Genomic DNA, 22,815 nt, shown 5'->3' with positions numbered 1-22,815 from the left:
TCGAACGGCGTCCCGTCGCCCTCCCCCACACCTCGGCAGTCACCCGCCGGAGAAGCAAGCGGCACCCCATTGCCGAGCGGCCGGGGCCGCACCCGTACCGCCACTCCCTCGCCGAGTGGCATCTCCCCGAGCAACAGGCCTTTGCTGAGCCCCACTTGGCTCCCGCCGGGACCCGTCTCGCCCGACGCCGACACCACACCGGACCCGTCGAGCGTCTACGACCAGCTCCGCGACCCCGGCCGGTGCCGGACCGCCCTCAAGGTGATCCCCACGGACTCCACGGACCCGGAGTGGCGTCTGCTGCACGCCCTCGCGACCGCCTGCCTGGCCGTGCAGGGCGCCGGCGGCAGCTGGGACACGGCGGCCAAGGAGTACACCGCCCTGGCAGGCAAGGCAGACACCTGCAAGGGCCGCGCCGCCTACGCGGTGCTCGGCGGCCTGTTGGACTTCCATCGCCAACACCCGGAAGCGAACGCGCAGTTGAAGGCTGCATCAGGCGGCACGCCCGCCTGTACCTACCGGATCGCCGACGTGGACACGGGCGACGACGGCGAGGCCCAGCCCGGCGACACGATCGCCATCGAACTGCGGGGCACCTTCTTCGACCACGCGGAACTGCTGAGGTTCGGGAGCGTGTTCATCGGCGGACAGCAGCTCGCTGGGCTTCCCGTACTGCGCTCGCAGGCAGGTGATGAGCTGGTGCTGTCCGCCGTCGTGCCATCCCTGTGCGGTGCACCAGTGCCCCAAAGGGGCGCGGGGCTGTATCGATGTGCGGCTCCGCCACGGGGCGCGACCAGCCACAACGGCGCCGCAGACGAGCACACCGTGGACCTGGTCGTCCGCTACGGCAACACCGAGGCACGCCTCAAAAACGCCTTCACGGTGGCGGCACCCGCCGCAGCCCCCTCCCCCTCGCCGGAGGCGCCTTCAGGGCCGCCACAAGGGATGCTCCCGCTCGGCCCACTCCCGGCTCACCCTTCCGGTCCGTAGCCCGCCCCGCGCCTCCGGATCCCCGATCGCCATCCCGATGTGCCCGGCCAGGACGATCCCGATCGTCAGGGCCAGCCAGTCATGGACGAACGTGGCGCTGGTGCGCCACATCAGCGGGGTCAGATGGGTGAACCACATGATCAGGCCGGTGCCCAGCATCACCAGCGTGGCCCCGGCGATCCACGCCGCGTAGATCTTCTGCCCGGCGTTGAACTTCGCCGCCGGACGCGACGAGCGCCGCTTGTCCCGGCGCAGAGCCGCCCGCAGCCAGACCCTGTCGTGCGGTCCGAAGCGGTTCAGATGCCCCAGGTCGGCGCGGAAGTGGCGGGAGACGAGACCGACCAGGACGGGCACCGGCAGGGCGAGCCCGGCGCACTCGTGCACACGCACCACCAGCTCACGGCGGCCGACGAGCTCAGCGAACTGCGGGACATACAGGAAGGCGGCCGTCACCACGCACACCCCCATCAGCGCGGCCGTCGTGCGGTGCACCCAGCGCTGGACGGGGCCGAACCGGCGGATCCCGGCGACCGGTGGTGTGTGCGCCTCAGCTCGTAGGCTCATCGTCCCGCCCGTTCGAATGGCCGACCCAGGCGTCGACGTCGTAGCCGCGGTCCTCCCAGTAGCCCGGCTTCACGTCCTCGGTGACGGTGATGCCGGACAGCCACTTGGCGGACTTGTAGAAGTACATGGGCGCCACGTAGAGGCGAACCGGGCCGCCGTGGTCGTGGCCGATGTTCTTGTCCTGCATCCGCAGCGCGACCAGGACGTCGGAGCGGCGGGCCTGGTCGAGGGTGAGGCTCTCGGTGTACGTGCCGTCGAAGCAGGTGAAGCGGACCGCCCCGGCCGTGGAGCGCACTCCCGCGGCGTCCAGCAGCCGGGACAGCCGCACCCCCTCGAAGGGCGTGCCCGGGACCCGCCAGCCGGTGACGCACTGGACGTCCTTGACCAGCCGGGTCTGCGGCAGGGCGCGCAGGTCGTCGAGGGTGTAGGTCTTCGGGCGGTCGACGAGGCCGTCGACGGTGAGGCGGTAGTTCGCGGCGTTCCTGTGCGGTACGGAGGAGGCGACCGAGTAGTAGCGGAAGCCGCCGCCGTTGGGGAGCAGGCCGGTCAGGCCGGTGGGGTCCCTCTCGGCCGCCGCGCCGAGGAAGCCCTCCAGGGCACGTTGCAGAGTGGGCGCGGCGAGCACGCCGAGGGCGCCCAGGCCGATGGTGCCGAGCAGGACACGGCGGCCGACCGGGGTGCCACGCTCCGGAGGCGGCTGCGGTGCGCCCGGCTCCTCGGGTTGTTCGGAGTTCACGTATCCATTCGAACACCCGCGGCCCCGGCGGGACCAGGAATCGCGGGTGCTCGTCAGGGTTCCGTAATCACTTCTTACGGCGTTCTCAGAATCCGTCGGCCTCGGAATCCGTCGGCGGTCCTCGTGGCTACGACGCCTCCTGCGCGGCCTTGTCCAGCTGGAACGCCTCGTTGCCGAGCCCGATGCGGGCGTGCGCCTCGGGTGAGCGGGAGCGCAGGAGCAGGCCCTGGACCAGGCCGACGACCAGGGCGAGGCCGATGATGCCGGGCAGCGCCCAGCTCAGGGCCGAGTCCGGGCCGGCGCCGACCAGGACGTCGAAGTCCTTGACCGTGTAGCCGGCGATCACCAGCAGGGCGACCGCCGCGAGAGCCGAGGTGACCAGTCGCCAGGCCTGGGCGCCCGCCGCTCCGCGCCGGGCGAAGAAGACGATCACGGACACGGAGGCGGCCGCCATCAGCAGGATCACACCGAGCGCGCCGATGTTGCCGAGCCAGGTGAACAGGTGCAGGACGGGTGCGGTCGGGTCGCCGGTCGGCTTGTCGTCGGCGACCGCGAAGGCGATCACGACGAGGGCGGACACGACGGTCTGCAGCAGGGAGCCGGTGCCGGGCGCGCCGCTCGTGCCCGTCGTACGGCCGAAGGTGCGCGGCAGCAGCCCCTCGCGGCCCATGGCGAAGGCGTACCGGGCGACGACGTTGTGGAAGCTGAGCAGGGCCGCGAACATGCCGGTCACGAACAGGACGTGCAGGACGTCGGTGAAGGTGGAGCCGAGCCGGGACTCGGTCAGCGAGAACAGCAGTCCGGCGCTCTGCTTCTGCGCGGCGCCGACGATCGCGGAGGGGCCGGTGGCGACGGTGTAGGCCCAGGAGCTGATCGCGAAGAAGACGGTGACGAAGCCGACGGCGAGCAGCATCACGCGCGGGACGAGGACGTGCGGGCGGCTGGTCTCCTCCGCGTACACCGGTGCCTGTTCGAAGCCGGTGAAGGCGGCGATGCAGAAGCAGAGTGCCGTGCCGACCCCGGCGCCGGTGAGGGTGTCCGGGTTGAAGGCGTGCAGCGACAGGCCCTGCTTGGCCGGGTCGGCGATCGAGGCGACGTCGAAGATGACGACGAGGATCACCTCGACGACCAGCAGAACGCCCAGCAGGCGCGCGTTGACGTCGATCTTCAGCCAGCCCAGCAGCCCGACGACGGCCACGGCCGCCAGCGCCGGTATCCACCACGCCACCTGGACGTCGGCGTAGGTGGCGAACAGGTTGGAGACCTCGAAGCCGAAGATGCCGTAGATGCCGACCTGGAGGGCGCTGTAGGCGGCGAGGGCGACGAGGGCGGCGCTGGCTCCGGCGGTGCCGCCCAGGCCGCGGGAGATGTACGCGTAGAAGGCGCCCGCGTTGTGGACGTGCCGGCTCATCTCGGCGTAGCCGACGCTGAAGAGGACCAGCACCACGCCGAGGACGACGAAGAGCAGCGGCTGTCCGACGATCCCCATCACCGCGAATGTGGTGGGCATGACACCCGCGACCACCATGAGGGGGGCGGTCGCGGCGAGCACGGAGAGCAGCAGGCCGCCCGCGCCCAGGCGGTCGGCGCGCAGGGCGCGCTCCTGCCCCAGATAGGTACTGATGCCGCCCTCGGCGGCTCTGCTCGCGTTGGAACTGCCCGTGGTCATTCGAGGGACCGTCCTTCTGTCGGGGTCGGGAGTGTCATGCCGTGCCGAGCGCGGCGGCGCGCGCGGCACGGAAGGCGGAGTGCGGATCGCGGTCCGGGTACGACCAGGGGGCGGCGGTGGCGTGCTCGCCGATGCGGTGGAACAGGGCGGCGGCCTCGGCGCCGCGGCCCTCGCAGACCTTGGCGTGGGCGAGGAAGTTGAGGTCGACCAGGCGGCGCGGGTGGCCTTCGTGCTCCCATTCCAGCCACCAGTCGAAGGCGGCCTTCATCACCTGCCGGGCCCGGCGTCCGCTCCAGTGGCCGGAGGCGGCGGGGTCGGCGGGCTCGTGCCCGGCGGCGGCCAGCACGCGGTAGCGCTCGGCGTGGGCGACCACCGGGAGGATGGCGAGGGGGGAGTCGGCGGGGGCGTGCAGGGCGGAGCGGTTGGCGAAGTCGTAGACCTCGTGCAGCGGGTCCGGGCCGGCCTCGGTGTGCCGTTCGGCGAGACGGGCGACCATCAGGTGGTGGGCGTGGTGGTGGTCGGGGTAGCGGCCACGGACCTCGGCGAAGAGCCGCTCGCAGTCCGGCCCCGGGTCGCGCTCCAGCATCAGCAGGCCGAGCCACGGCGTGGGGTCGGCGGGCACGCGCACCGCGGCGTCCCGGCAGGCCTCGCGGGCGCGCTCCGGTTTCTCCTTGCCCCGTAAGGCGCGCTGGACGAGCGCGAGCGCGAGCAGCACGGCGGCGTCGGCGGAGTCCGGCTCGGCGAGCAGCCAGTCCCGTGCCCAGGCGGCACTGTACGACTCCAGCGCGAGCACGGTGACCCGGTGTCCGCGCAGATCCCACTCGTCCCCCGTCTGAACGAGCAGCGACCGCGCGGCCTGCCACCGACCCTGCGCCAACGCGGCCCGGGCGGCGACGAGTTCGGCGTCGTCGAGGGCCGCGTCGAGGGGCTGGGCCGCGCGCTTGCGGCCCCGGCCGAAGGGTGGGGGTGGGGACACCGCGGGATCTTCCTCACGCGACGCGGCTCGACGTCTGGTATCGGTCCGGCCTGATATCGGTTTGCCGTCAGCTGATCACGCACAGCAAACCCCCCGCCAACGCTTTACGTCAAGGGAGGGACGGCTGTTACACGCGTCAACTTCCGTTGCCAATGGGGCACTTGTGATCACGCAGCCCCTTGCGTTGCGCAGCACCAGGTCACGCATGTGGCGCACGCCATGGCGCCGCACGCTCCGGAACCCCACCATGGCGGGACGACGCGGCACCCGCCCTCGATCCTCGGGGAGACGTGACCGGGTCGACTGCCCGGATCCGGGCACTCCCAGGGGCAAGCCGGGCCCTGGGACGCTACAGTCACCCACTACGCACCCCGAAGCCCGGCCTATCTGACTCGAGGTACGCAGCGTGTCCGTTCTGGTTCTGATTCTCGCCGTGAGCGCTGCCTGCTGCCTGGGCTTCGGATTCGTGCTCCAGCAGAACGCGGCCCAGCGGGCGCCCCTCAGCGACTTCCTCTCGCCGCGCCTGCTCCTCGACCTGATGCAGGTGCCGCGCTGGCTGGGCGGCATCGCGCTGATGGTGGCCGGCATGGCCCTCGGGGCGATCGCCCTGAGCCAGGGCGAGATCTCCCTGGTCGAGCCGCTCCTCGCCACCAACCTCCTGTTCGCCCTGGCTCTCTCCCGCAAGCAGACCAGACAGCCCCTGGGCCGCCAGGGCTGGGCCGGCCTCGCGCTGCTCGCCGGCGGCGTCACCGCCTTCATCGTCGCGGGCGAGCCGCGCGGCGGCACCGCGGTCAGCGACCCCTTCCGGCACTGGCTGATCATCGGCGCCATGACCGGCCTCGCCCTCCTCCTGACGACGTACGCGAGGCGCTCCCGCCTGAGCGCCGCCCCCGTCCTGCTCGCCCTCGCCGCCGGTCTCCTCTACGGCGTCCAGGACGCACTCACCCGGGTCAGCGGCGAGCGCTTCGCCCAGGGCGGCCTCACCGAACTGGTGACGGGCTGGCAGCCCTACGGCGTGGCGGCGCTCGGGGTCGCCGGCCTGATCCTGGTCCAGAGCGCCTTCGAGACCGCGCCCCTGCGGATGTCACTGCCCGCCCTCACCGCCGCCCAGCCGCTGGCGGGCATCCTGTGCGGAGTGGGCTTCCTGGGCGACCGGCTGCGCACCGACACGGGCGCCCTCGCCTGGGAGGCCGCCGGCCTCGCGGCGATCGTCGGCGGAATCGTCCTCCTCGGCCTGCACCCCTGCATGCCGAGCGGCACGGCGAAGCCGCAGCGGATCCAGGCCCTGCAGCGCAGCTGAGAGCCTGTGTCTGCCCCCAGGCTCTGCCGTCCTGCTTGGATGGCTGCATGACGAGCCCCGCAGACGAAATCCTCGACATCGTCGACGAGAACGACCAGGTCGTCGGCCAGTCCCCACGCGGCGAGGCCTACGCCAAGGGCCTGCGCCACCGCTGTGTCTTCATCCAGGCCCGGGACGCGGAAGGCCGCCTGTTCGTCCACCGCCGTACCCCCACCAAGCTGGTCTTCCCGTCCCTCTACGACATGTGGGTCGGCGGAGTGGTCGGCGCGGGCGAGTCCTACGACGAGGCCGCGCTGCGCGAGGCCGAGGAGGAACTCGGCGTCTCCGGCCTCCCGAGCCCGCGCTTCCTGTTCAAGTTCCTCTACGACGACGGCGCCGGCCAGACCTGGTGGTCGGCGGTGTACGAGGTCCGCTGCGAGCTGCCGGTCAGCCCGCAGGCCGAGGAGGTGGCCTGGCACGACTTCCTGCCGGAGGCGGAGGTGCAGCGGCGGCTGACGGAATGGGAGTGGGTTCCGGACGGCCTGGCGGCGTATGAGCGGCTGTTGTCAGCCCGTCTGGCGATTGAGGACGAGGCCCCTTGAGGGCCGAAGCGGGGGTCTGGGCGCGGCAGCCCCCAGCCGACGGCGCCGGGCGAAGCTGGATAAGGTCGTAAGCGTGATCGAATTCGCGCGAAACGTCCGGCTCTGGTTCGCCCCGGAACGGGTCCGGAGCGAGGGCGGAACGCCGGACTACCGCTTCTCCCTGGCGAACGAGCGCACCTTCCTGGCCTGGCTGCGCACCGCCCTCGCCCTGATCGGCGGCGGCTTCGCGGTGGACCAGTTCCTGCCGGATCTGCGCTGGGCCTGGCGCGTGGGGCTGGCGCTCGCACTGCTCGGCGCGGGCGTGCTGTGCTCGCTGCGCGCGGTCAACCACTGGATGCGCTGCGAGCGGGCCATGCGCCGCGGCGAGGATCTGCCGGTCTCACGGTTCCCCGCGCTGCTGAGCATCGTCGTCGCCGTCGTGGCCGTGGCGATGGTCGTCGTCGTCCTCGTCGGGTGGGAGGGATGAACGCCGCGGGCCAGGAGCGCGACCCCGGCCTCCAGCCGGAGCGGACCCGGCTCGCCTGGCGGCGTACGACACTCGCGAGCACCGTGGCCGCCGTCCTCGCCACGAAGACCGCGCTGCACGGCAGTGTCTCCGCGGTGGAGATCATCGCCTGCGCCCTGTGCTGCGCCCTCTGGCTGGGCTTCCTGCTCGTCGCCCACCGCCGCATAAGCGCCTTGGCGTCCTCCGACAGCCCCCTGGCACTCACCCCCCGGCATGCCACGGCGGCGGCCCTGTGCACGGTGGCACTGGCCGCGTGCGGGGTGGCACTGGTCTTCTGACCGGGTCCGAAGACGTTCATGAGCTCGCCCCTCCGGCACACACGGACGCCACGCAAGCCGAATGGTCCGATATGCACCTTTCACATGGCACCCTGTCCGACGTCATCAGCCGTATTTCCCGAAGGCGAGCCCCCCATGACCACCCTTCACCTGGAACACACCTCTCACGCCCACATCCACGGCTCCGACTGCGGACACACGCAGGTGCCGCACGGGGACCACGTCGACTACGCGCACGACGGGCACCTGCACCGCGAGCACGGCGACCACTGGGACGAGTGCGAGCCGGACGGACACGCACCGCATGACGGTCACGACCACCGGCACGGCGAGGGCTGCGGACACGAGAGCGTCCTGCACGGCGACCACGTCGACTACCTGCACGACGGCCATCGGCACGCCCCGCACGACGGGCACTGGGACGACCACTGACACCCGCCGGAAAAGGCCGGAACCAGGCGGTCGAGAGCTCCCCGCGCCACCGCGCCGGGAGCTGTCGGCCTATCGTGGCTCGAATCACGTTCGGCGCACGCACTGGACGACATACCGACCGGTCGGCATCATGGTCGGGAACCGTTCTGACGCCCGTGAAGGAGCACCGATGAGCCCCGACCACCCGCCAGGTCTCGATCTCGACCGGCTGCGCGGCCTGCTCGACCAGGAGCGGCCGGGCCTGGTGCACGGCCCCCTGACCGGCCGGCTGATCGAGGGCGGACGGTCGAACCTCACGTACGCCGTCTCGGACGGCACCTCGAAGTGGGTCGTGCGCCGGCCCCCGCTCGGCCATGTCCTGGCCACCGCGCACGACATGAAGCGCGAGCACCGGGTGATCAGCGCACTGCACTCGACGAACGTGCCGGTGCCGCGTCCAGTGCTGCTGTGCGAGGACCCCGAGAACGGGGCGGTGCAGGGGGCGCCGTTCTACGTCATGGAGTTCGTGGAGGGCACGCCGTACCGCACGGCCGACCAGCTCGCCCCGCTCGGCCCGGAGCGCACCCGGGGCGCGGTGCTGTCCCTGGTGGACACGCTCGTCGAACTGCACGGGGTGGACCCCGCCGAGGTGGGCCTCGCGGACTTCGGCCGCCCCGAGGGCTTCCTGGACCGGCAGCTGCGCCGCTGGAGCAAGCAGCTGGACGCCTCCCGCAACCGCGACCTGGCCGGCATCGACGAGCTGCACGCCACGCTCGGCCGACAGCTGCCCGCCTCCCCGGCACCGGCCGTCGTCCACGGCGACTACCGCCTCGACAACGTCCTGATCGGCGAGGACGACAAGATCAAGGCGATCCTCGACTGGGAGATGTCCACGCTCGGGGACCCGCTCACCGACCTGGGCCTGCTGGTGATGTACAGCATGCCGCTGGGCGCGCCCGACTCCCCGGTCTCCACGACCGCCGAGGCGCCGGGTCACCCCTCCCCCGCCGAGCTGATCGAGCGCTACGCCGCCCGCTCGGGGCGCGACGTCTCGGCCGTCTCCTGGTACACGGCGTTCGCCTGGTTCAAGCTGGCCGTGATCCTCGAAGGCATCCACTACCGCTACACGCTGGGCCAGACGGTCGGCCGCGGCTTCGACCGCATCGGCGACCTGGTGCCCGTGTTCATCGAGCACGGCCTGACCACTCTTCAGGAAGGCTGACAGACCATGGACTTCGCGTTCGACGCGCGCACCGAGGAACTGCGCGCCAAGCTGCTCGCCTTCATGGACGAGTACGTCTACCCGGCCGAGGCGGTGGCGGAGGAGCAGCGGGCTGCCCTGGCCTCCCCCTGGGACACCCCGGCCGTGGTGGAGGAGCTGAAGGCCGAGGCGCGCCGGCAGGGCCTGTGGAACCTCTTCCTGCCGGACGCCGAGCACGGCGCCGGGCTGACCAACCTCCAGTACGCGCCGCTGGCCGAGATCACCGGCCGCAGCCCGCAGTTGGCGCCGACGGCCACGAACTGCGCGGCCCCCGACACCGGCAACATGGAGGTGCTCGCACAGTTCGGCGACGAGCAGCAGAAGAAGCAGTGGCTGGAGCCGCTGCTGGCGGGCGAGATCCGTTCGGCGTTCGCGATGACCGAGCCTGAGGTGGCCTCGTCCGACGCCACCAACATCACCACGCACATCGAGCGGGACGGCGACGAGTACGTCATCACGGGCCGCAAGTGGTACATCTCCGGGGCGATGAACCCGGACTGCAAGATCTTCATCGTGATGGGCAAGACGAACCCGGACGGCGCGGACATCCGCCGCCAGCAGTCCATGGTCCTGGTGCCCCGGGACACCCCGGGCGTCACCGTCAAGCGGGCGATGCAGGTCTTCGGCTACGAGGACCACTACCACGGCGGCCACGCCGAGGTGATCTTCGACCACGCGCGCGTGCCGGTGTCCCACCTGATCGGCGAGGAGGGCGGCGGCTTCGCCATCGCCCAGGCCCGCCTGGGTCCGGGCCGTATCCACCACTGCATGCGGCTGATCGGCATGGCGGAGCGGGCGATCGAGCTGATGTGCCGCCGGGCGGTGTCCCGTACGGCCTTCGGCAAGGCGCTGGCACAGCAGGGCGTGGTGCACAACTGGATCGCCGACGCGCGCGTGACGGTGGAGCAGCTGCGGCTGCTCGTGCTCAAGACGGCCTGGCTGATGGACACGGTCGGCAACAGGGGGGCCCACGCGGAGATCCAGGCCATCAAGATCGCCACGCCTCGCGCGGTCGTCGACATCATCGACCGGGCGATCCAGCTGCACGGCGCGGGCGGCGTCAGCCAGGACTTCCCGCTGGCCGAGCTGTACGCCGGCGCACGGACGCTGATGATCGCGGACGGCCCGGACGAGGTGCACCAGCGGTCGCTGGCGCGACGGGAGCTGAAGAAGTACCTGTAGGGCATCGGTGAGGGGCGGTCGCCACGGCGACCGCCCCTTACCCATGTACGTCCTACGGCCGCAGCGCCCGCAGCAGCAGGTCCGCCAGATGGTCGGCGACCTCCTGCGGGCTCATCGGCCCGTCCGGCCGGTACCAGGTCGACAGGTGGTGCACGGAGCCGAAGTGGTAGTCCACCACCAGGTCGGCGGGTGTCGCCTTGGAGAAGACACCCGCCTGCTGCCCCTCCTCCACCAGCGCACGGAAGCGTTCGTGGTAGCGCCGGCGCTCGGCACGCACCTGCTTGTTCTTCTCCGGGCTCAGGTGGTGCATGGACCGGAAGAAGATCATCGCGTCGTCGAGGTTCTCGATCGTCGTGACGACGACATCGGCCGCCGCGCCCCTGAGGCGCTTCTCGATCGGCTCGTCGGCGTCCGCGAACGCGTCGAGGCGCTCCTGCTGGAGGCGCAGGACACGCGAGTACACCTCGTGCAGGAGGTCGTCCTTGGAGCCGAAGTAGTGGTACAGCGCCCCCTTGGTGACGCCGGCCGCTTCGACGATCTCCTGCACGGAGGTGCGGTCGTAGCCCTGCTCGGCGAAGAGCCGGGTGGCGGCGGCCAGCAGCCGCTGCGGGACGGGAGTACCGTCACCGTCCGTCGTTCTGGGCACTGTGCCGCCACCTGCCTTCCAAGCTCTCTGCCTGTATCTGTTCGTTCGCTGCTATTCGCTGTCCTGCGGCCGGGAACGAAGCTCCCGACGGAGGATCTTCCCACTCGCCGTCTTCGGCAAGTCGGGCAGGATCTCCACCTGCCGCGGGTACTTGTAGGCGGCCAGTCTCTCCTTGCAGTACGTCGCGAGTTCACCCGGGTCCGTGTCGGCGCCCGGACGCAGGCTGATGTACGCCTTGACGGTCTCCCCGCGATACCCGTCGGGCACCCCGACGACGGCCGCCTCGCGGACCGCGGGATGCGTGTACAGGACGTCCTCGACCTCGCGCGGCCACACCTTGAAACCGGACGCGTTGATCATGTCCTTCTTGCGGTCGACGACGTACAGCCAGCCCTGCTCGTCCATGAAGCCGATGTCGCCGGTGCGCAGCTCACCGTCCGGGAAGGTCTCGGCGGTCGCCTCCGGCCGCCGCCAGTAGCCGGGCACCACCTGCGGCCCGCGGACGACGATCTCGCCCTGCTCGCCGAAGGGCACCTCCTTGCCCTGGTCGTCGACGATGCGTACGACGGTGTCGGGGCCCGGCAGACCCACGGCCAGCGTGCCGGAGGCCGGGTCGACGGGCGCCTCCAGGCCCGGCGGGACCGAGGCGCAGGGCGCGGTGCACTCGGTCAGCCCGTAGCCGTTGCGGATGTACGGCCCGAAGCCCGCCCGGAACTTCTCCACCAGGGCGGGCGGCACGGGCGCGCCGCCGCTGGAGATGTTCACGAACGACGAGAAGTGCTCCCGGGTGGCGTCCGGGTGGGCGCCCAGCGCCATGAAGGCGGTCGACGGGCCGACCGTGTAGTGCGGCCGGTGCTCGGCGAACGCCTCCAGCACGACACCCGCCTCGAAGCGGTACGTCAGCACGAGCGTGCCCGCGCTGTTGAGACAGGCGCCGAGCTGGCACACCATCCCGGTGATGTGGAACAGCGGCGCCAGCGCGTAGTAGACGGGCGCGTCCGGCAGGGCGAGCCCCGTCCGCTGCCGCTCCGCGTTGTACATGATGTTGCCGTGCGTGTTGGTGGCGCCCTTGGGTGTGCCGCTGGTGCCCGAGGTGTAGCTGATCAGCGCGATGTCGGACGGCCTGAGCCGGCGGCCCTCGGGCGCCTCGTACCCGGCGCGGGCCACGGTCGTCAGATCGGCGGCGTCCGCGGCCTGCGGCAGCCGCTCGAAGCCCAGCACCCGCGCGTCGCCACGCGTCTGGAAGTCCAGCTCGCAGGCGGTCAGCACGATCTGCACGGGCGAGTCTTCGGCCGTGTCCCGCAGATACGACTCCCAGGCCCGGTCGGAGCAGATCAGCGCCATGACCTCGCCGTCCCGCAGGACGTGTCCGACCTCCCCGGACTTGTACATGGGGTTGACGGGCACGACGATCGCCCCCGCCTTCCAGGCGCCCAGCAGTGCCAGCACGAAGAGCGGGGAGTTCTGCAGCAGGATCGCCACCCGGTCGCCGCGCTCCAGGCCGCGGGCGGCCAGATGCCCGGCGACCGAGTCGCTCAGTTCGTCGACCTCGCGGTAGCTCAGCCGCCCGTCGAAGTAGGCGAGGAAGGCGCGGTCCGGGGCCTCGGCGACGGACCGGCGCAACGCGTGCACCAGGGAGTCGGCGGGCTCCACGGGTCCGCGCTGGGCCTCGTTCAGCAGGGCCACCCAGGGCCGTGCGGCGTACCAGGAGCCGGTCACCGTGCCTCCTCCCACTTCCGCTGGAGGTGGTTCATGTTCGTCAGCCAGTGGTCGGGGTGGGTGGCCCTGGCCTGGTAGTACCCGGCGACCTCGGGGTGCGGCAGGATCAGGAACCGGTCCTCCTCGATCCCCTTGAACAGGGCGTCGGCGACGTCCGCCGGCTCGATCGCGGTCGGCTGCAGCACCAGGTCGCCCGCGGTTCCGGTGGCGGCCAGCATGTCGGTGCGCACACCCTGCGGACAGATGGCGTGCACCTTGAGCCCCCGGTGCCGGTACGTGAGCGACAGCCACTCGGCGAAGGCGTACGCACCGTGCTTGGTGACGCTGTAGGAGGGCGCCCCGATCATGGTCAGCAGCCCGGCGGCGGAGACGGTGGACACGAAACGACCGCTGCCCCGCTCCAGCCACTCGGGAAGCAGCTCATGAGCGGCACGGACATGGGCCATCAGGTTGACGTCCCAGGAGACGGCCCAGGACTTCTCGTCCAGCGGCTGCCCCGGCCCCGCGTCCTCGAAGGCGACACCGGCGTTGGCGCAGTACACGTCGATGGTCCCCCCGAGCGCGTCCCGCGCGTCGGCGACGATCGCGGAGGCGTCGCCCGGTACCGCGATACCGCCGATCTCCTCGGCAACGGCCTTGGCCCGGTCCGCATCGAGATCGTTCACGACGACCCGGGCCCCTTCGGCGGCGAACCGCCGGGCAAGGGCGGCCCCGATCCCGCCTCCCGCTCCGGTGACGACCACTCCGGCATCCTGCACGGCTTCCACCATCGGTCTCCTTCGACTGCGGCTCCAATGCGGCCAGACTAACCGGTCGGTATGTGCGAGGAAAGGGGCGCCGGCAACCCCCTCAGGGGCGCGGGGAACTGCGCGAGCAACCGCCGACTTCCCGCACCTTCCCCACGACCTGCGGGAGCAATACCGTGCACCCCATGCGCCTATCCAGACGAGCCCTGCTCGCAGCGACAACGGCAGCAACACCCTTCTCCGCGGCACCGCCGGCCACCGCAGCCACCCGGCACAGAACCCTCCGCACCGGCTTCGAGCGCCTCTCCGCCGAAGGCTACGCACTCCTCGAAGGCCAACGAGTCGGAATCGTCACCAACCCCACCGGGGTGACCCGAGACGTCCACCACATCGTCGATGTGATGCACGCGGACAACCGGGTGGACCTGGGGGCCGTCTTCGGCCCCGAACACGGCTTCCGCGGCACCGCACAGGCAGGCGGCTCCGAAGGCCGCTACGACGACCCCGCCACCGGCCTCCCCGTCTACGACACGTACCTCAAGAGCGGCCGGCCCCTCGCCGATGTCTTCACGGCCTCCGGCGTGGACACGGTCGTCTTCGACATCCAGGACGTCGGCGCCCGCTTCTACACGTACATCTGGACGCTGTACGACTGCATGGAGGCCGCCCAGCTCGCCGGCAAACGCTTCGTCGTCCTCGACCGGCCGAACCCGGTGACCGGCCGCGCGGCCCAAGGACCGGTGCTGCACAAGGAGTTCGCGACCTTCGTGGGACGGCAGCCGGTCTCCCAGGCGCACGGCATGACGGTCGCCGAGCTGGCCCGGCTGTTCAACGGGGAGTTCCTGACCACCCCCGTGCCCCTGCAGACCGTACTGATGACGGGCTGGAAGCGCTCGGAGTTCTACGACGCCTGGTCGCTGCCCTGGGTGCCGCCGAGCCCCAACATGCCGACGCCCGACACGGCGCTCGTGTACTCGGGGACGTGCATGTTCGAAGGCACCAACCTGTCGGAGGGCCGCGGCACCACCCGCCCCTTCGAGCTGCTCGGCGCGGAGGGCATCGACGGGAGGTGGGCGGCCGCGGCGAACGAACTCGCCCTGCCCGGTGTCCACTTCAGGGAGGCGTACTTCGCGCCGACCTTCTCCAAGTTCCAGGGGAAGACCATCGGCGGTGTGCAGATCCACGTGCACGACCGGGCCGCCTACGACCCGGTCCGTACCGGGATCGCGCTGCTGGTGACCGCCAAGAAGGTGTGGAGCGGCTTCCGTTGGCGCTCCGACAACTGGATCGACAAGCTCACGGGCTCCGCGAGCGTGCGTACGGCGATCGACGCGGGCGCGGGCACCGACGAGGTGGTGGCGGGCTGGCAGGAGGAACTCGCCGTGTTCCGGCGAATTCGAAAGGAATACCTCCTCTACAAGTGAGTCGGGACGTATGGCCATCCTCGGCCGGTAGCAGGACGATGCGCCCACATCGCACTGCTACGGGGGACGAGGGGGCCTGTCATGGCACAGCCGGCAATGAGTGTGACTCCTTACTGGGAGCTGACCTTCGACGCGGACGGGGACGTCGACGGGCGGGAGCGGGACCGGCTGCTCGCCGAGGTCACGGACCGCAAAGTCCGTGACCTGATCGTCTTCGCACACGGCTGGAACAACGACCGCTCGGGCGCGACCGCCCTCTACAGCCGGTTCTTCGCGCCGATCCCGGACCTCGCGGCCCAGGCGAGGATCGGGTACGTGGGCGTGATCTGGCCGTCGATGCGGTTCTGCGACGAGCCGATCCCCGACTTCCCGAAGTCCGTGGTGGCCATGGAGGCGGAGGCTGTCCCGGCCCCCGCGCTCGACAAGGACACCCGGCACGCGCTCCTGGAGACGTTCCCCGGGCGGGCCACCGTGGTCGACCAGATCGCACGGATGCTGGAGCAGCGGCCCGAGAACGAGCTGGAGGAGTTCGGCCGGCTGGTCCGGCTGCTGGTGGAGCTCGTGCCGGGCGGGCCACAGCCCCTGTTCGCGGCGGACACCCTCGCGGAGGGTGTCCCGCAGAGCGAGCCGGTGCTGTTCACCGGCGACACGGCGACGCTCTGCGACGAGTTCGCGCAGGCGCTGGTGGCGGTCCGGTCCGGTGGCGACGCGGAGGGCTTCTCGTTGCCGAACCCCTGGGACGGAGCGAAGGAACTGCTGCGGCAGGCGACGTACTACGCGATGAAACGGCGCGCGGGCACGGTCGGCGAGCGGGGGCTCGGCCCCGTGGTCGGGCAGCTCGCCGCCTTGGCCCCCGGCGTGCGCGTACACCTCGTGGGGCACAGCTTCGGCGGCCGGCTGGTGTCGTTCGCACTGCGCGGGCTGCCCCAGGGCGTGCACACGGTGAAGTCGGTGACGCTGCTGCAAGGGGCGTTCTCGCACTACGCGTTCGCGGCACGGCTGCCGTACGACGCCCATGCGGGGGGTGTGCTGCAGGGCCAGCAGAACCGTGTCGACGGCCCTCTGGTGTGCTGCTACTCCCACTTCGACTCGGCGCTCGGCACGATCTACCCGCTGGCCTCGCGCATGGCGGACGACGCACAGGGCGTCGTCCCGGAGGCCGCCGAGGGCTTCGGCGTCGGGGAGATGCTGGGCGCCAAGTGGGGTGCGATGGGGCACGACGGTGTGCAGGCGGTGCCGGGCACAGGCGCGTACAAGCTCGCGGACGCCCTCAAGGGCACGCTGCCGACCTCGGGGTGCGTCAACATCGACGCCGCGGCCGTGGTCAAGAGCGGCGGGCCGCCCGCCGGTGCACACAGCGACATCGTGCACCGGGAGCTGGCCCAGGTGGTGCTGGCGGCGGGCCGCATCCACTGACCCGCCGCCGCTGGTCCGTCACCGGTGCGAGGTGTACTCCACCACCTGCTGGAAGGTGGGCCGGTTCTGCCAGCTGATGTTGTAGTGCTTGATGCCGCCCAGGGTGCGCTGGACGATCGAGTCGGCGCACCACTGGTCGCCCGCCGAGCACAGCGAGTCGCCGGGGTAGACCGTCGACGCGGAAGTGCCGGCCGCCGTCTTGAGGGTGCTGATCAGGATGTCCCGGCACGAGGCGAGGCTGCCGCCGCCGCAGTACTTCGCCGGCAGCGGCCCCTGCACCGGCTCACCGAGCACCGCGCGGATGTCCTTGTCGACGTAGCTCCACCAGCCGTACTGGAAGGAGCTGCCGGCGTGCGAGCCGGTCGGCCCGTGTGCGGCCGACGGGGACTCGTCGACGGGCAGGTTGTTGGTGAAGGCGGTGTACAGATCGCTGCCGAGGCCCGGTTGGAACTCGGCCTTCACCAGCAGCGGCCACCAGGCGTCCAGGATGCGGATCGCGTCGGCGTTGGCGTACTTCTTCGAACCGGCCGACGTCTCGGTCCGCTTGGCGCCCGCGGTCACCCACGCCTGCAGCTTGCTCACGGCGTCCGCGGCCGTGGAGTCGGTCACCGTGCTGCTGTTGACGACCTTGAGCAGCTTCGGCAGCACGTCCTCGGCCCGCAGGTCCTCCAGTGCCGCGTCCGCCATGGCCTGCACCAGCTTGGTACGGGTCACCCCGCCGGCCGCGACCAGCTTCTTCACCCGGTCCTCCAGCAGGTTGCCGCGGTGCACGGACCCGTCGCCCCAGGGCGCGGTCGTGTAGTCCTTGGCCTGCTTGTTGTTCCAGGAGATGTAGTAGTCCTGGTCGATGGAGTTGGGGTGCGCGGAGGCCGGTGTGTAGTCGGCGGTGTTGGTCGTCGGGTCCCAGTTCTTCCACTCGTAGGCCGCCTGCCCCCACACCGGGAACTCGGCGTCGACACCGCTCGCCCGCACCGGGTTGTTGCCGCTGTTGTAGTACGCGGTGTGCCGGGAGTCGGCGTAGAACCAGTTGAAGGTGTAGTTGATGTGCTGCGCCGCGCTCTGGAAGTCCTGCGGGCCCTTGACGTAGTCGGGGTCGTTGAGCATCTGGAAGCCGATGATCGAGTCGGCCTCGTGCATGTAGGACGAGCGGAGGGTGGTGTACGCGACCTTCTTGCCGCCGACGGTCGCCCGGTACTCCACCGGGCCGTACTTGGTCTTCCACACCCTCATCGTGTACGAGCCTGCCGCCGTGCCGTCGGCCGTGGTCGGCTTCCAGGAGTTGGTCTGCTCGACCTTGTCCATGGCCGTGCAGGTGCCGTGGAAAAGGTAGTGGTAGTCGTCCTGGCACAGCTCGACGGCGTAGGTGTCGATGATGTCCTGGCCGGAGGTGGTCGCGGACCACGAGTAGTCCTGGCCGCGGCCGAGTTCGACGTACATGCTCAGGCCCGCGAAGGAGGCGCCGCGGGCGCTGAGGCCCGGGCCCTGGATCTCCTGGAGCATGAGCAGCTGGGGCGCGAAGTAGCCGGTCTGCGGGCCGAAGACGGCGATCGGGTGGCCGCTGGCGGTGTACTTGCCGCTCACCACCAGGGCGTTGGACATGCCGCGCCTGGCCGAGCTGAGAGCGGTCGTGGTCGCCGTCTTGGAGGCGGCGGTGGCGCTCTGGCTCGCCCCGGTGCCGGTGGCGTCGTAGACCAGCGGCTCGGTCGTCACCGAGCCGGCGTCCGGCAGGGCCTCGCCCTGGGCGGTGTCGGGCTTGGTGGCATACGGGAAGCTCTCGCCGTTGTGGACGGTGAGCACGGCCTCGGGGTCGTTGCGCTCGCGGAAGGACTCCCAGACCTTGGTGCCCTCGGTCACGCCGTACTTGGACTGGGCGGCCAGGAGTGAGATCGCGTTGTTGACCTCGCCGCCGCCGCCGGCGCCGAACAGGGAGCCGATGACGGAACCCAGCGCCACCAGGTCGGTGATCTTGAAGTGGTCGATGGTGCCGGCGTTGGTGATCGAGTCCTTGTGACCGGTCAGGACGTACTCGCCGGGGAAGTAACGGCCGCTGTCGGAGGCGTCGATGTAGGCGTTGATGCCGGCCAGGTAGGCGTTGGCGTCGGCGAGGGCCTGCTGGCCGCGGGCGCCGTTGGTCGCGACGGCGTTGTCGATCTGGGCCTGGAGGTCGGCCTCGCTGTAGGGGGCGTTGCGGTAGAACTCCTGCTCCAGGCCCTGGTTGGAGGGCGCGCCGCCCGCGAACGTCGTCAGCTGGCCTCGTCCGACGTGCCGGAAGACGTCCATGAGCCACAGCCGGTCCTCAGCGGCGGCATACCCGGCGCCGAACTCCGTGCCGTATCTGGTGGTACCGGTGATGTGCGGAATGCCCGCCTTCTTGTCGCGGACGATCGTCACGTCGCTGCGGCCCGCGGGCTTCTCGGTCGAGGCGACCTGATCGGAAGGGACCCCGAACGACGCGTCGTTGAAGAAGGTGTTGATCGTCGACTCGGTGAGCGAGGAGTACCCCTTGGCCAGGTTGGCGTACGGGCCGAGCTGGTCCTCCGCGTGGTCGGGCTGGCTGCCGAAGGCCTGGTTGAGGAGGATCTGCGCGAGGGTCGCGTTGCCGTTCTCGCCCGGCGGCAGGATGTCGGAACACTGGCCGCCGCAGTAGTCGTTCGACGCCGCGGCCGCGGCCGTCGCCTGGGTGAGCGGGGACAAAAGACCAGCAATCAGGACGCATATGGATGCGGTCTTCAGGAACCCGGCGAGTCTGCCGGGAGTTCTCAGTCTGACTGGGGCGCTACGAGAGGTACGCCAGGGCATGGCAGCTCCTACCGACGGGGGTGAGCCGGGACGTTACCGCCGGTATCCCCGGGAGTGAAGATGAACATGCGTCAAGTTTTGGAGTGGGCGGGACGGCTTATGGAGGGCATCGGAAATCGGATGGAGCCGAATCGCTTGTCGATACGTCTATTCGGCGACGTCCGTACGACGACGCCGAAGTGACCGAAGTACAGGTGCAGGTGTGACGGAGGTGCAGGGCGATGGCCGGTTTCCGGAGTCTGGCGAGACAGGTCCGCGACCCGCGGTGCGATCTGGCACTGCGGCGCTACTCACTGCGCAAGTGCCTTGAGAGGTTTGCCCCTTACGGGCACAGGGCGACCTGGGACCATTTGTGCTCCCGGGCAGGGTTCGGTCCCGAGGACCGCTCTCCCGACCCGGCGCGGCTCGTGGCCGCACTGGAGGAGCTGGAAGAAGCGCGTTCGGTCTGGCTGGCCTACGAGGTCGAGTTCGCCGAGCGGCGCAAGAAGGAAAAGCACGACGGGCTGCGCCGGCCGGGCACGGTGGACGACTGGCACCGGCTGACCTGGGGCGGTTTCGGTGTCGCCTGGTGCGACGACCCGCGGGTACACCCCCGGGAACCGCTCGCGGAGGTGCTGCGCCGGCTGATCTCCGGCCTGGAGCGTGAGCCGGGCTCCGGTTGCCCGGTGTGCGGCGCGGAGCGCCTGATCTGGAAGTACGACCTGGACCACGAACCCTCTGCGGGTCCGGTCTGCACTCACTGCGGAATTCTCGTGCCACGGCCCGTGCTCAGTCCCGAGGCCCTGGCGGACGCAAGGCGCGGAAGGCTGCTGGTGTCGGCCTAGCACGGCGGGGGTGCGCCGGGGATGCCGCACCCCCTGTATGTCCCTCTTTGTCGGCTTGTCCTCGTTGTCAGTGGTGACTGGCACCATCGAGACATGGTGCAGGTGTGTCTCAACGGGCCCCGGGGGGCCGCCGACGGTGCGATGGTGCCGCTGACCCCGCAAGCCATGGCCGAGTCCGCGGCGCAAGCCGTCGCGGCCGGGGCCACGGACATCCACGTCCATCCCAAGACACCCTGCGGGCGCGACTCGTTGTCGCCCCGCGTGATCGGCCCGGTGCTCGACGCCGTACGAGCGCGCGTGTCGGTGCCGCTGGGCGTGACCACGGGCGCCTGGGCGGAACCGGATCCTGCGGCACGGCTGGAGCGCGTCAGAAGCTGGGCCACGCTCTCCGAGCTCCCCGATCACGCCTCGGTCAACTGGCACGAGGAGGGCGCCGAGCAGATCGCCGCCGCACTGCTCGACCTGGGCGTGGAGGTCGAGGCCGGCATCTGGTCCGGGACGGACGGGGCGATGCGGTTCGCGGCCTCACCCCTGGCCCCGAGAGCGCTCCGCGTACTCGCCGAGGTGACCGACACCTCGCCGGACACTGCGGAGGAGACAGCGCGTGCACTGATCACGGACCTGGGCCCGCACCCGGCCGCCCCCGTGCTGCTGCACGGCGAGGACGGCGGGGCGTGGCCGGTGCTGCGGCTTGCGGGGCGGCTCGGGCTCGCGACCCGGATCGGCCTGGAGGACACCCTGTTCCTGCCGGACGGGGAACGGGCCCTGTCCAACGCTCAGTTGGTCGCCGAGGCGCTGGCCCAGTACGGGTGCGCCCAGCGCTCGTCATCGGGCAGCGCGAGGAGCTCGGCGCGGATCGCCAGGTCGGGCTCGCCCTGAGCGCGGAGGCGGGCGGCGCCCGGGCCGGCCAGCCAGCTGCGCAGGTCCGCGAGGCCGGCGTCCTCGCTGTCGTCGTACCACCAGGAGAACGGGGAGAGGTCGGACAGCAGGTCGTAGAGCCAGACGTCGGTGCAGTGGACGAGGTGGGCGTCGGCGACGGGGCCGCGGCCCCAGCCGCCCAGGAACGGGGTCACGGTTCTGGCGATCGTGGCGCAGGTGTCGAAGATCTCGTCGATGCCATAGGGCGGGTCGGGCCTGGTGAGGGCGTCCTGCCACCAGGCGTGCAGGAACGCCTCGATCGCGGCGGCCTGATCGGCGGGCCAGGACCGCCAGTCCACCCGGGTCAGCCCGTGGGCTCCGTAGCCGATGGTGCCCAGGGAGCCGTCGGCCATCGCCCGTGCGGCCTGCGGCAGCAGGCGCCGCATGGCGGCCGGGTGGTCGTCGAAGTGGTCGGACACCTCGAAGAGGTAGTACTGCACCACGTCCAGCGGTATCCGCACATGCGGCGTGCGCAGATACGCGGTCTCCTCGGGCGCGTGGCAGAAACTGCAACCTGTCTCGTCGAAGCTGGCGAAACCGTCGAAGACGGTGTCGATGTCCGCGAGGGCAGCGTCAAGTGCGGCTGAAGACATGGGAGTTCATCCCGTCGGCACTCCGTGCACGGCGTCTCGGCCGGCCGAAGATCGCGACGCTACCAGCCGCTAATCCGTTCGCACCACCCCTTTCCCGTCCGGACAGTGGGGAGGCGATGAAACCGAACCGAGCGACCCCGGAAACCCAGGAGTTCCTCCATGTCGACGCTGCGCGTCACCGCTGAAGTGCTGACCGTCCACGAGCATCCGAACGCCGATGCGCTCGAACTGGCCCAGGTGGGCCTGTACCGGGCCGTCGTCGCCAAGGGCGCGTACCGCACCGGCGACGCCGCCGTGTACATCCCCGAGCAGTCCGTCCTGCCCACCGGGCTGATCGAGGAGCTGGGGCTGACCGGGCGGCTGGCGGGGAGCAACTCGGACCGGGTCAAGGCGGTGCGGCTGCGCGGTGAGCTGTCGCAGGGCATCGTGTGCCGGCCGAAGGCGCTGGCCGATGTCGACCTGGCGCGGGCGGCGCTGGACGGGACGGACTTCGCCGAGCAGCTCGGCATCACCAAGTGGGTGCCGCCGATCCCGCCCACGATGAACGGCGAGGTCGAGTCCGCGCCCGAACTGCTGCCCTGGGTGGACATCGAGAACATCCAGCGGTTTCCGGACATCTTCACACCGGGCGAGGCTGTGGTCCTGACCGAGAAACTGCACGGCTCGGCCTGTCTGCTGACCTGTCTCGCCGACGAGGACCGCGTGCACGTCTCCTCCAAGGGCTTCGGCGCCAAGTCCCTCGCCCTGAAGGAGGATCGGCGCAATCTGTACTGGCGGGCCGTGCACGGCCACGGCGTCGCCGAGGTCGCCGCGCGGCTCGCCGAGCGGCTGGGGGCGCGCCGGGTCGGGATCTTCGGCGAGGTGTACGGCGCGGGGGTCCAGGACCTGACGTACGGCGCGGACGGGCGGCGCGAGAGCCTCGGGTACGCCGTGTTCGACGTCTCCGCGGAGATCGACGGCACGGTGCGGTGGCTGGATCCGGCCGAACTGCTGGGCGGGGAGCTGCCGTTGGTGCCGCGGCTGTACGAGGGGGCGTACGACATCGAGCGGGTGCTGGAGGTTGCGAGCGGGCGGGAGACCGTGTCGGGGCGGGGGCTGCATCTGCGGGAGGGTGTGGTGATCCGGCCTGCGGTGGAGCGGTACAGCGCTGTTACTGGGGGGCGGGCGATCGCGAAGGCGGTGAGTGCGGCTTATCTGACGCGGAAGGGCGGGACCGAGTACGAGTGAGCGCGGGTTGGCTGGGCCCGGTGCTGGTGCGTACGAGGGGGCTCGCTCGC

General features: G+C 70.9%; 22 protein-coding genes. 13 read left to right on the top strand and 9 right to left on the bottom strand.

Features of this window, described 5'->3' with window-relative positions; all coding sequences use genetic code 11:
* Nucleotides 1-141 precede the first annotated feature (141 nt).
* On the top strand, nt 142-990 hold the full coding sequence (locus ACWC1K_RS24425) for a hypothetical protein (RefSeq protein WP_450834223.1): 849 nt from the start codon (nt 142-144) through the stop codon (nt 988-990).
* Here ACWC1K_RS24425 and ACWC1K_RS24420 read toward each other — a convergent pair.
* From ACWC1K_RS24420 to ACWC1K_RS24405, 4 genes are all read right to left on the bottom strand, one after another.
* The gene (locus tag ACWC1K_RS24420; RefSeq protein ID WP_450834222.1) at nt 928-1,554 is read right to left on the bottom strand and encodes a cytochrome b/b6 domain-containing protein; all 627 of its coding nucleotides are present in this window, start codon (nt 1,552-1,554) and stop codon (nt 928-930) included. The genes ACWC1K_RS24425 and ACWC1K_RS24420 overlap by 63 nt on opposite strands.
* Nucleotides 1,538-2,290 (bottom strand): molybdopterin-dependent oxidoreductase, encoded by a 753-nt coding sequence (locus tag ACWC1K_RS24415; protein ID WP_450834220.1) that lies wholly within the window; start codon nt 2,288-2,290, stop codon nt 1,538-1,540. Before ACWC1K_RS24415 ends, ACWC1K_RS24420 begins: the two co-directional genes overlap by 17 nt.
* A gap of 127 nt (nt 2,291-2,417) precedes the next feature.
* Nucleotides 2,418-3,959 carry an APC family permease gene (locus tag ACWC1K_RS24410; protein ID WP_450834218.1) on the bottom strand — a complete coding sequence of 514 codons (1,542 nt, stop codon included), beginning with the start codon at nt 3,957-3,959 and terminating at the stop codon, nt 2,418-2,420.
* Between the two features lie 34 nt (nt 3,960-3,993).
* On the bottom strand, nt 3,994-4,935 hold the full coding sequence (locus ACWC1K_RS24405; RefSeq protein ID WP_450834217.1) for a hypothetical protein: 942 nt from the start codon (nt 4,933-4,935) through the stop codon (nt 3,994-3,996).
* A gap of 406 nt (nt 4,936-5,341) precedes the next feature.
* Between ACWC1K_RS24405 and ACWC1K_RS24400 the strand changes: the two genes are divergently transcribed.
* The 7 genes from ACWC1K_RS24400 to ACWC1K_RS24370 all read left to right on the top strand — a co-directional run bounded on the left by ACWC1K_RS24400 (nt 5,342) and on the right by ACWC1K_RS24370 (nt 10,453).
* Entirely contained in the window at nt 5,342-6,235 is an 894-nt protein-coding gene (locus ACWC1K_RS24400) for a DMT family transporter (protein WP_450834216.1), read from the top strand.
* A 47-nt stretch (nt 6,236-6,282) separates the two neighbouring features.
* Nucleotides 6,283-6,816, top strand: coding sequence for an NUDIX hydrolase (locus ACWC1K_RS24395; protein ID WP_450834214.1), 534 nt, complete (start codon nt 6,283-6,285; stop codon nt 6,814-6,816).
* 73 nt (nt 6,817-6,889) lie between these two features.
* Complete coding sequence (locus ACWC1K_RS24390) at nt 6,890-7,282, top strand: YidH family protein (protein WP_450834213.1); 393 nt, start codon at nt 6,890-6,892, stop codon at nt 7,280-7,282.
* A complete protein-coding gene (locus ACWC1K_RS24385; RefSeq protein ID WP_450834211.1) occupies nt 7,279-7,599 on the top strand; it encodes a DUF202 domain-containing protein in 321 nt (106 codons plus the stop codon). The genes ACWC1K_RS24390 and ACWC1K_RS24385 overlap by 4 nt, the downstream gene beginning before the upstream one ends.
* Nucleotides 7,600-7,734: 135 nt before the next feature.
* The gene (locus ACWC1K_RS24380) at nt 7,735-8,031 is read left to right on the top strand and encodes a hypothetical protein (protein WP_450834209.1); all 297 of its coding nucleotides are present in this window, start codon (nt 7,735-7,737) and stop codon (nt 8,029-8,031) included.
* A 169-nt stretch (nt 8,032-8,200) separates the two neighbouring features.
* Nucleotides 8,201-9,232: a phosphotransferase family protein gene (locus ACWC1K_RS24375; protein ID WP_450834207.1), complete on the top strand. Its 1,032-nt coding sequence runs from the start codon at nt 8,201-8,203 to the stop codon at nt 9,230-9,232.
* Nucleotides 9,233-9,238: 6 nt separating this feature from the next.
* Nucleotides 9,239-10,453, top strand: a complete 1,215-nt coding sequence (locus ACWC1K_RS24370; RefSeq protein ID WP_450834205.1) for an acyl-CoA dehydrogenase family protein — start codon at nt 9,239-9,241, stop codon at nt 10,451-10,453.
* Between the two features lie 52 nt (nt 10,454-10,505).
* Here the strand turns inward: ACWC1K_RS24370 and ACWC1K_RS24365 are convergent, their stop codons facing one another.
* Genes ACWC1K_RS24365 through ACWC1K_RS24355 form a run of 3 tightly spaced genes read right to left on the bottom strand, consistent with a single transcriptional unit; the run spans nt 10,506 to nt 13,588 of the window.
* Nucleotides 10,506-11,099: a TetR/AcrR family transcriptional regulator gene (locus tag ACWC1K_RS24365; RefSeq protein WP_351465873.1), complete on the bottom strand. Its 594-nt coding sequence runs from the start codon at nt 11,097-11,099 to the stop codon at nt 10,506-10,508.
* A gap of 51 nt (nt 11,100-11,150) precedes the next feature.
* Nucleotides 11,151-12,818, bottom strand: coding sequence for a class I adenylate-forming enzyme family protein (locus ACWC1K_RS24360; protein WP_450834203.1), 1,668 nt, complete (start codon nt 12,816-12,818; stop codon nt 11,151-11,153).
* Nucleotides 12,815-13,588, bottom strand: a complete 774-nt coding sequence (locus tag ACWC1K_RS24355; RefSeq protein ID WP_450834201.1) for an SDR family oxidoreductase — start codon at nt 13,586-13,588, stop codon at nt 12,815-12,817. Before ACWC1K_RS24355 ends, ACWC1K_RS24360 begins: the two co-directional genes overlap by 4 nt.
* Nucleotides 13,589-13,749: 161 nt before the next feature.
* Between ACWC1K_RS24355 and ACWC1K_RS24350 the strand changes: the two genes are divergently transcribed.
* Together ACWC1K_RS24350 and ACWC1K_RS24345 are read left to right on the top strand one after the other, a co-directional pair.
* Nucleotides 13,750-14,988: an exo-beta-N-acetylmuramidase NamZ family protein gene (locus ACWC1K_RS24350; RefSeq protein ID WP_450834200.1), complete on the top strand. Its 1,239-nt coding sequence runs from the start codon at nt 13,750-13,752 to the stop codon at nt 14,986-14,988.
* A gap of 81 nt (nt 14,989-15,069) precedes the next feature.
* Entirely contained in the window at nt 15,070-16,404 is a 1,335-nt protein-coding gene (locus ACWC1K_RS24345) for a serine-threonine protein kinase (RefSeq protein ID WP_450834198.1), read from the top strand.
* A gap of 18 nt (nt 16,405-16,422) precedes the next feature.
* Here the strand turns inward: ACWC1K_RS24345 and ACWC1K_RS24340 are convergent, their stop codons facing one another.
* Nucleotides 16,423-19,203 (bottom strand): penicillin acylase family protein, encoded by a 2,781-nt coding sequence (locus ACWC1K_RS24340; RefSeq protein WP_450834196.1) that lies wholly within the window; start codon nt 19,201-19,203, stop codon nt 16,423-16,425.
* 221 nt (nt 19,204-19,424) lie between these two features.
* Between ACWC1K_RS24340 and ACWC1K_RS24335 the strand changes: the two genes are divergently transcribed.
* Nucleotides 19,425-20,027 (top strand): hypothetical protein, encoded by a 603-nt coding sequence (locus tag ACWC1K_RS24335; protein ID WP_344404222.1) that lies wholly within the window; start codon nt 19,425-19,427, stop codon nt 20,025-20,027.
* 93 nt (nt 20,028-20,120) lie between these two features.
* Nucleotides 20,121-20,906, top strand: a complete 786-nt coding sequence (locus tag ACWC1K_RS24330) for a 3-keto-5-aminohexanoate cleavage protein (protein ID WP_450834195.1) — start codon at nt 20,121-20,123, stop codon at nt 20,904-20,906.
* On the opposite strand, the gene ACWC1K_RS24325 is transcribed toward ACWC1K_RS24330, so the two are convergent.
* Nucleotides 20,804-21,538: a hypothetical protein gene (locus tag ACWC1K_RS24325; RefSeq protein WP_450834193.1), complete on the bottom strand. Its 735-nt coding sequence runs from the start codon at nt 21,536-21,538 to the stop codon at nt 20,804-20,806. The genes ACWC1K_RS24330 and ACWC1K_RS24325 overlap by 103 nt on opposite strands.
* A 159-nt stretch (nt 21,539-21,697) precedes the next feature.
* On the opposite strand from ACWC1K_RS24325, the gene ACWC1K_RS24320 reads away from it, so the two are divergent.
* Nucleotides 21,698-22,765, top strand: coding sequence for an RNA ligase (ATP) (locus ACWC1K_RS24320; protein ID WP_450834191.1), 1,068 nt, complete (start codon nt 21,698-21,700; stop codon nt 22,763-22,765).
* Nucleotides 22,766-22,815: the final 50 nt, after the last annotated feature.

The sequence above is a fragment of the Streptomyces sp. NPDC001492 genome, from assembly GCF_053597275.1.
Note: the sequence above shows the minus strand (reverse complement) of the source record. Positions and strands in the feature narration are given on the sequence as shown.